This is a genomic window from Ideonella sp. P3_A4 (assembly GCF_056403075.1).
The window spans coordinates 1-6,984 of sequence record NZ_JBFUGE010000321.1; the positions used below are offsets into that span (position 1 = coordinate 1).

General features: G+C 67.0%; 6 protein-coding genes and 1 pseudogene. 6 read left to right on the top strand and 1 reads right to left on the bottom strand.

Translation table 11 applies throughout. The features are described from left to right. From AC1DYI_RS22705 to AC1DYI_RS22715, 3 genes are all read left to right on the top strand, one after another. Positions 1 to 359, top strand: a 359-nt coding sequence (locus AC1DYI_RS22705) for a type II secretion system F family protein (RefSeq protein WP_477206404.1), incomplete at its 5' end; no start/stop codon positions are given. A 10-nt stretch (positions 360 to 369) separates the two neighbouring features. After that, the gene (locus AC1DYI_RS22710; RefSeq protein WP_477206405.1) at positions 370 to 1,086 is read left to right on the top strand and encodes a type II secretion system protein; all 717 of its coding nucleotides are present in this window, start codon (positions 370 to 372) and stop codon (positions 1,084 to 1,086) included. Between the two features lie 155 nt (positions 1,087 to 1,241). Then, a complete protein-coding gene (locus tag AC1DYI_RS22715) occupies positions 1,242 to 3,653 on the top strand; it encodes an ATP-binding response regulator (protein ID WP_477206406.1) in 2,412 nt (803 codons plus the stop codon). 6 nt (positions 3,654 to 3,659) lie between these two features. Here the strand turns inward: AC1DYI_RS22715 and AC1DYI_RS22720 are convergent, their stop codons facing one another. Beyond that, entirely contained in the window at positions 3,660 to 4,220 is a 561-nt protein-coding gene (locus AC1DYI_RS22720; protein WP_477206407.1) for a hypothetical protein, read from the bottom strand. On the opposite strand from AC1DYI_RS22720, the gene AC1DYI_RS22725 reads away from it, so the two are divergent. From AC1DYI_RS22725 to AC1DYI_RS22735, 3 genes and pseudogenes are all read left to right on the top strand, one after another. Continuing rightward, complete coding sequence (locus AC1DYI_RS22725; protein ID WP_477206408.1) at positions 4,219 to 5,178, top strand: LytR/AlgR family response regulator transcription factor; 960 nt, start codon at positions 4,219 to 4,221, stop codon at positions 5,176 to 5,178. The genes AC1DYI_RS22720 and AC1DYI_RS22725 overlap by 2 nt on opposite strands. 172 nt (positions 5,179 to 5,350) lie before the next feature. Further along, positions 5,351 to 6,166, top strand: coding sequence for a hypothetical protein (locus tag AC1DYI_RS22730; RefSeq protein ID WP_477206409.1), 816 nt, complete (start codon positions 5,351 to 5,353; stop codon positions 6,164 to 6,166). After that, positions 6,166 to 6,984: pseudogene (locus AC1DYI_RS22735) on the top strand (hypothetical protein); the annotation flags it as partial. The gene AC1DYI_RS22730 and the pseudogene AC1DYI_RS22735, both read left to right, overlap by 1 nt.

Here is a 6,984-nt window from a genome sequence, read left to right on the forward strand (position 1 = left end):
GCCTGAAGATCCTCGAGCAGGCCCAGACCGACGCTTACTACGTCGACCGGATCGTTCGCATGCGCGTGGAGGTGGAGCGTGGCACGCGGCTGTCGACCAGCATGCGCCACGTCGGCGGCTTCCCGTCGCTGCTGGTTCGCATGATTTCTGTCGGCGAAGAGTCGGGCTCGCTCGACAAACAGCTGGCGCACGTGGCTGAAGAGTACGCGACGCGGCTGCAGCGGTTGGTGGGGACGCTGGCCGAGGTGATCAAGCCGCTGATGATCGTGGTGGTCGGCGGCGTGCTGCTGGTGTTGATCGTGGCGCTGCTGCTGCCGGTCTACGACCTCATCGGCCAGACCATGGCGATCCCGCGTTGAGGGGCGAGGCATGACAACAACGATTTGTCGCAAACCCGTCCAGGTCGAGCCCCGGCGCGGCGCAGCGCAGCGCGGCTTCTCGCTGCTCGAACTCGCGCTGGTGATGGTGATCCTGGGGGTCATCTACGGCGCGGTCACCTCGGGTGCCGAGGTCTTGCGCGCCGCGCGAGGGCAGCGGCTGTTGAACGACTTCGTGTTCGCCTGGACCGATGCGTTCCATCGCAATGTCCACCACACCGGCGTCGTCCCCGGCGACAGCATTTCTTCGCCGCAGCACATCATCCGCTCTCCGTCGGGGGGACGCCTGCTGTGCAACCTGCCGGGGGCACCGGAGCTGAGCAACACCTTCCTCGGCAGGAGCGTGTCGATCCCGCAGGGCGATGCGCCCGGTGAAGAGGCCATGCGGGTGTACCAGGACAGCAAGGGCTCACAGCATGTTCTCAACGTCTGCATGCTGACGACGTCGTGGTCGGTGCCGGGCTTGAGCGTGGGCAGCTTCCAGCTGGTCGACCGGCATGTGCTGATGTTGCGCGGCCTGACGACTGAGATGGCCGCGCAGTTCGACAGCGCGATTGACGGGCATGCAGACGCACGGTTCGGCCGCTTCCGCAGTGTGGCGCTTGCAACCGACACGGGACCCACGGGGTCTGACTGGCCTGCCGGCACCACCGACGCCGAAGGCTGGGCGACGGAGGTCGAGGCGTACCTGGACATGAGCGGAAGCTGACCTCAGGCGCCACCGAGATGCAAGTCAGGCCTGGGTTGAGGCAGCGCCTGCTGTTCTGGGCGGTCGCAGGAGCCATGGGACTGGGTCTGTGCGCGGCCTGTCTGCCCGCGGCCGCCTTGTCCACCCATGACACCACTTGGCGGGAGAGAGATCACATGTTCTGGCTGCGCCTGTGCGCAGACCCGAGAAAGCTGCTCGACCAGAGCGAGCAGGCCCATGAACTGTCGCGACAGGTTGGAGACGATGCAGGGGTCTGGACGGCGGCCGCCGACATGGCAACCACCGCCAGATGGCTGGGCCCCGAGATCGGAAGCCGTGTCGACGCACGGGCGGAAAGCGCGCTCGTTGCTGCACGTGGGGGCAGTGACCGGTCGGCTCTGCTGAACCTGTTGGTCGATCGCGCGATGCGGCGACTGGCCGCCGCCCGCGTCGAGGAGGCGCAGGACCTGCTTGCGCAGGCCGATCGCGTCGCACAGGCCTTGGGCGATCCGGCGCGCCTGGTGGCGGTGGACCAGGCCAGAGGCGACCTGCTGGTCTGGCAGGGGCGATCGGCCGATGCGCTGCCGCATTTCGCCGAGGCGATGGAGAACGCGCCGCACGACCACGCGCGGGCCTCGATCCTGATGTCGATGGCGAGGGCCCAACAGCGAGGCACGCCGAGTGCGCCGCGGCTGCAAGCCGCGCTGGATCTGGCCGCGCGAGCGATGGAGCTCGTACCGCCGGCGTCGTGCCCCGCGCTTGGCTTGGTGCTGCTGCAGACGAAGGGCCAGATCGAGTCGGCACTCAAGCGCTATGCGGCGTCGCTGGTGAGCTATCGCCAAGCCTTGGACCTGGCCACCGAGCTGCATCTGCAAGGCAGAACGGACGGGATCCTGCTGGACCTGTCGGCCTTGCTGTTGCGGCAGCAGCAGCCCGACGAAGCTCTCAAGACGCTGGACCGGATGCAGCAGGGTACTCGCTCATGGGACCCGGAAGTCGCTTTCCTGATGAGCCTCAGGCGGGCAGATGCGCTGGCGCAGAAGGCCGACGAGCGGGCCGAGAGCTGGCTGTCGAAGGCGCACGAACTGCTGCCGCAACTGGCGGGCCGCGCGGCGCTGCGAGAGCAGTATCTGCAGATCGAGATCAAGGTGCTCACGGCGTTCGGCCGGTTCAAGGAGGCACTGGCGGCCGCGCAGGCGCACAGCGCGCTGACGGCCGAGCTGGGCGAGCTGGCCAACGACGAGTTGCGCCAGGAACTGCAGACCCGGTACGACGTGACATCGAAGGAGCAGGAAAACGCGCTGCTCCGCCAGCGCCGCGACCTGCTCGGATGGAGTCTCGGGGCCAGCCTGCTGCTGGTGGTCATGGTGCTGCTCACGGTCATCGTGCAACTGCGCCAGAAGCGGCGCCTGCGGGTGCTGTCGGCGCAGCTGGTGCGCCACAACGTGAGCCTGCAATCCATCAACGACGAGCGCATCAAGCTGCTGGCCGCGGCCTGCCATGACCTGCGCCAGCCGGCGCATGCCCTCGGGCTGCTGGCTGAACTGGTGGTGGACCAGGTCGACGAACAACAGCGGCACGCGAGGCTCGAAGGCATCCGGCGAGCGAGTGCCACGCTCGCCAACATGCTCGACATGATGCTGGCGGTGACCCAGCTCGAAGGCGGACACGAGTCGCCGCAGATCACCTCGGTCTCGCTGGACGAGCTGATGAAGGAGGTCGAGCTTCAGTACGGGGCGTTGGCCAATCGCAAGGGCCTGCATCTGCGGCTGCCCAGCACGGGCCTGAGCGTTCGCAGCGATCGAAACCTGCTGCGCCGCATCCTGTTCAACCTGGTGTCGAATGCCGTCAAGTACACGCCCCACGGCGGTGTCACCATCAAGCTGCGTTGCCATGGCCCGGAGGTCGACCTGATCGTGGAAGACACCGGCTCGGGCATCGTGCCCCAGCGCCATGTCGATGTCTTCGGCTACTTCGTGCGCCTGAACATCACTGCGGAGTCGGAGGGCCTCGGTGTCGGTCTGCCGATCGTCAAGCGCGCGGCGCAGCTGCTGGGCCACGCCTTGCAGCTTCGCTCCAAGCCCGGCGAGGGGACGGCGGTCTCGATCACCTTGCCGATCGCCGATCGGTTCGCGCCTGCCGAGACCAACGGCCAGGGCGAGATGGAGTTGCAGGGCCAGGGCCGGTTGGTGCTGGTGCTGGAAGACGACCCGGAGTCTCGCCAGGCCTTGACAGCACTGCTGCGCCGATGGGACTTCGTCGTGTTCGCTGCATCGAGCCTGGCCGTGCTGGTGCGGCAGCTGGAGGAGCGGCCGGGTGCGTTGCCGGACCTGATCATCTCCGACCAGCACATGGGCGTCGAAAACGGCATGGAGCACATCAAGGCGCTGCGCGCCCGGCAAGGCTGGGCCGATGTGCCCGCAGTGCTGATGACCGGTGACCTGGATGCGGAGCTGGCCGACCAGGCGCAACGCAATGGCGTGGTGCTGGCCTACAAGCCCTTGCTGCCCGCCCGGCTCAAGGTCACCTTGGCCACGGCTCTGGCCGAGACCGCACCACGCGGGGAGGTGCGGCCTTCGCGTGCGTGAAGGGTTCTAGCCCGATGCCGGCAGGCGCACCGACAAGGTGTGGGCGTTGGCGACAGGTGTTGATGGCATCGGCTCTGCCGCGGCGCCAGCGCTCAAGCGAATCGTGGCGACCTGCGGGTGCTGCGCGTCGGTGGCATCGCCGGAGACTTCGATGTGCAGATGCGGCGCTTCGATGTCGGCGCCTTGCGAGGACAGCAGGTGTTGCAGCGCGTTGATCAACACACCGGCGCCTTGGGGTGTCGCCACTTCGCCATGCACGTGCCAGACGATCGCATGGGCCTGTCGGCCGCCCTGCCAGCACGACAGTTGCCAGTGGATGTCGATGACCTGCTGCACCTGGCGCATCCTTTCGCTGCCGAGAGCGCGCGCTGCACGGTGACTGGCCGCGAGGTAGTCGCCCAGATGCTCGACCCCCATCTGCGCGCGCTCGTCGCCATCCAGCGCGATGGCGAAACGGTTGAGGGCGTTCAGGCACAAGTGGATATCCAGCGGCATCGCCGCCGGCGTCGCTTCGGGCGCGGGCAGCAGGCAACGGGTGGCCGCCGCTGGCGTGCGGCGCCGTTTCATGACCACCAGCGCGGCCGCGCCGCACATGGCCGCGAGTGGCAGCAACCAAAGAAAGTCGGAGAGCCAGCTCAGCATGACCACAGCGTTGGAAACAAGCCCAGGATATGTCTCATATTGCTCATCTTGCCCGGTAGTGGCCGCAAGGCCATTCGGCATTGTTCGAGGTATCCCTCTGAAAATTCATTCGAGCAGTGAGGAGTACGRCACAGCCGTGACAAGCATGTATCCCGTCAGAGTGCTGGTGGCCGAAGACGACGCGTTGCTGCGCAAGAGCATCGTCGAATGGATCCATCAATTGCGGCCCGATTGGAATGTCGTGGTCGAAGCGGAAAGCGTCGCGCAAGTCCTGGCCGGTGTCGATGATTCGGCGCCGGATTTGATGATCCTTGACATTCATTTGAACGGGGTCGACAGCGGCGCATGGCTTGAGCGCTTGCCGCCTGATGTGGCGGTGATCTTTGCCACCGGCGACCCGGACTTCGCCGTGARCGCGTTCGATCGGGCCGCGGTGGACTACCTGCTCAAGCCTGTCACGCTGCGCCGCCTCAAGGTGGCGCTGGAGCGAGCCGAGCAGCATGCCCTGCGCCCTGCACGTGCTCCTCTCGCCGAGAGCGACGCGGTCGCGCCAACCGATGGCCCGGCATGGATCACGATGAGCCGCGGCAATGAGGTCCTGGTTGTCTCCGAGCCCGAGGTCGTCTACCTGCAGGCGGACCTGAAGTACACCCGGGTCGTGACCACGCGAGGTGAAGGTCTGGTCCGCCTGGGCATCAACGAGCTGAGTGCGCGCCTCAAGAAGGGCAACTTTGCCAAGATCCACCGCAGCGTGATCGTCAACCTGTCGTTCATCTCAGCGATTCGGCGCAGTGAACTTGGCCAGCTGTCGGTGCACCTGACCGGACGGCCCGAGGTGCTCAAGGTCAGCAAGTCGTTCCAGGGCGTGTTCAAGACGCTTTGAGCTCGCAGGCTGCCACACGCTGGCAGCTTCACGCCCGATTCGAATCGCGTTGAATCGACGCACGCAGCAGGCGCTTCGTTGCCGTCGCACCGCGCTTCGTCGCATTTCCAGTTTTCGAGGACCTCGGCCTTCACCATCTCGGCATCGATGGTGACGGAAGGGTCCGTCACCGATGGCTTCATTCGACGCCGTGCAGGCGTGGGGAGTGCCGATGGTGGCAATGACTTGGAACAACACGGCATCGGTGCGCTGGCGCACGAGATGCAGTGCAGGAACGGCCAGCGAAGACCCGCTCGCCACGTCCCGGCGGCGCTGCAAAGGAACGCTGCTGCCGGAGTTGGCCGTGCTGCTGCTGTGCGCAGGCGTGTTGGCGATCCTCGTGATCGGGACTGTCGGCAAGTCGCAGGCCATACGGGCCGACGTCGATGCGTCGTTGGCGATCCGCGAGGCCTATCGTGCCTTGCAGGCCTTTGTGCTGACGCAGCACCGGCTGCCTTGTCCGGACCTGAACCACTCGGGCCGGGAAGGCGACGGTACCGGTGCTTGCCCACCGGGCCAACGCGCAGGCGGGTTGCCGTATGTCGCCCTGGGTCTTGATCCGGACCGATTCAGCAAGACGGTGTCGGTTCGGTATGGCGTCTGGCGCGACGCGGCGGCGGGTGACCTGGTGCGCCCGGTCGATTCAACCGGCACCTTCCCGGCGTTGCACGGCAAGGAGGCGCTGCTGGGCACGGCGTTCGAGGTGGCCGCTTCGCCCGACAAGCCGCAGATGCCCTACGTGGCAGGCGACGGCCAGTCGGGCGCGGCGAGCAATTGCGAGGTCCAGGCGAGCCACCCTGCCTATGTGCTGACGGCGACGCCGAAGGTGGCGGACCAAGGTTGGCAGAGCAGCTGTTTTTCGCTTCAGCCCGGTGACGGATCGTCGATAGCGGTGGTCGCGCGCAGCGAGCTGTTGGGTTGGCTTTTGGAAACGCGGGAGGGCAAGTGATGGCCATCTCTTCTTCAAGGCGGCGTCGCCGCCAATCCGGCTGGATCGCGATCGGTTTTGCGATCCTCGGCGCCACCGCGGCCGGCTGGCTGCTGCTGGCGGCGGTGCTCGACCGCCAGCAACTGCACCGGGCGTTCGCGACCGAGAGCCGTGACCAATCGCTGGACTGGGCCCAGGCGGCCGTGCAGCAGTTTGCGACCCGACACTCGCGCCTGCCTTGCCCAGCGCGCACGGTGGACGGCCCCGAGGACTGCGCGGCCGGTTTCAAGGGCTGGCTGCCGACGGCAACGCTCGGTGGCGGTTCGGGGTCGACGAGGTACCTCGTCTACCGCGGCAGCGGCACCAGCACCGACCCGGATCTCGCTGGCCCCACAGTCGACGGTTATGTGCCGAGCCTGGCCGACGGCTCCGACGGCGGTGCGGCCAGCCATCTCACCGGACTGGACCTGTGCCAGGCCTTGCGATCGGTGCGCAAGAAGGGCCGATGGGGCATCGATGAGGGCGACTTCCTGGCCTCGCCCGAGCGCGCCCATGTGCAGGTGGGCAGCCGCGCCACGACCGTGGCCTTTGCGCTGGCGGTGGCCGCCACACCGGGCCGAGAGTCGGAGTCGCCGCCACTGAACGCCAACTTGTCCCAACCGGCTTTCGAGATGGGCGCTTCGGCCAACGGTGCGGCCGACCTGGTCCGCTTCACCGGCTTCGATGCGTTGTCGACCAAGCTGGCATGCGACACGGCCGCGGCATCGCTGGATGCGCTGGCCATCGCCAACAGCTGGGCCGCGGCGGCCGACGGGTTTCGCGACGGCAACATCCAGGCC

Bases quoted from the DNA above. Each gene is read 5' to 3' on its own strand.
- AC1DYI_RS22715 (WP_477206406.1), top strand. From the start codon at position 1,242: ATGTTCTGGCTGCGCCTGTGCGCAGACCCGAGAAAGCTGCTCGACCAG.
- AC1DYI_RS22710 (WP_477206405.1), top strand. From the start codon at position 370: ATGACAACAACGATTTGTCGCAAACCCGTCCAGGTCGAGCCCCGGCGC.
- AC1DYI_RS22720 (WP_477206407.1), bottom strand. From the start codon at position 4,220: ATGAAACGGCGCCGCACGCCAGCGGCGGCCACCCGTTGCCTGCTGCCC.
- AC1DYI_RS22730 (WP_477206409.1), top strand. From the start codon at position 5,351: ATGGCTTCATTCGACGCCGTGCAGGCGTGGGGAGTGCCGATGGTGGCA.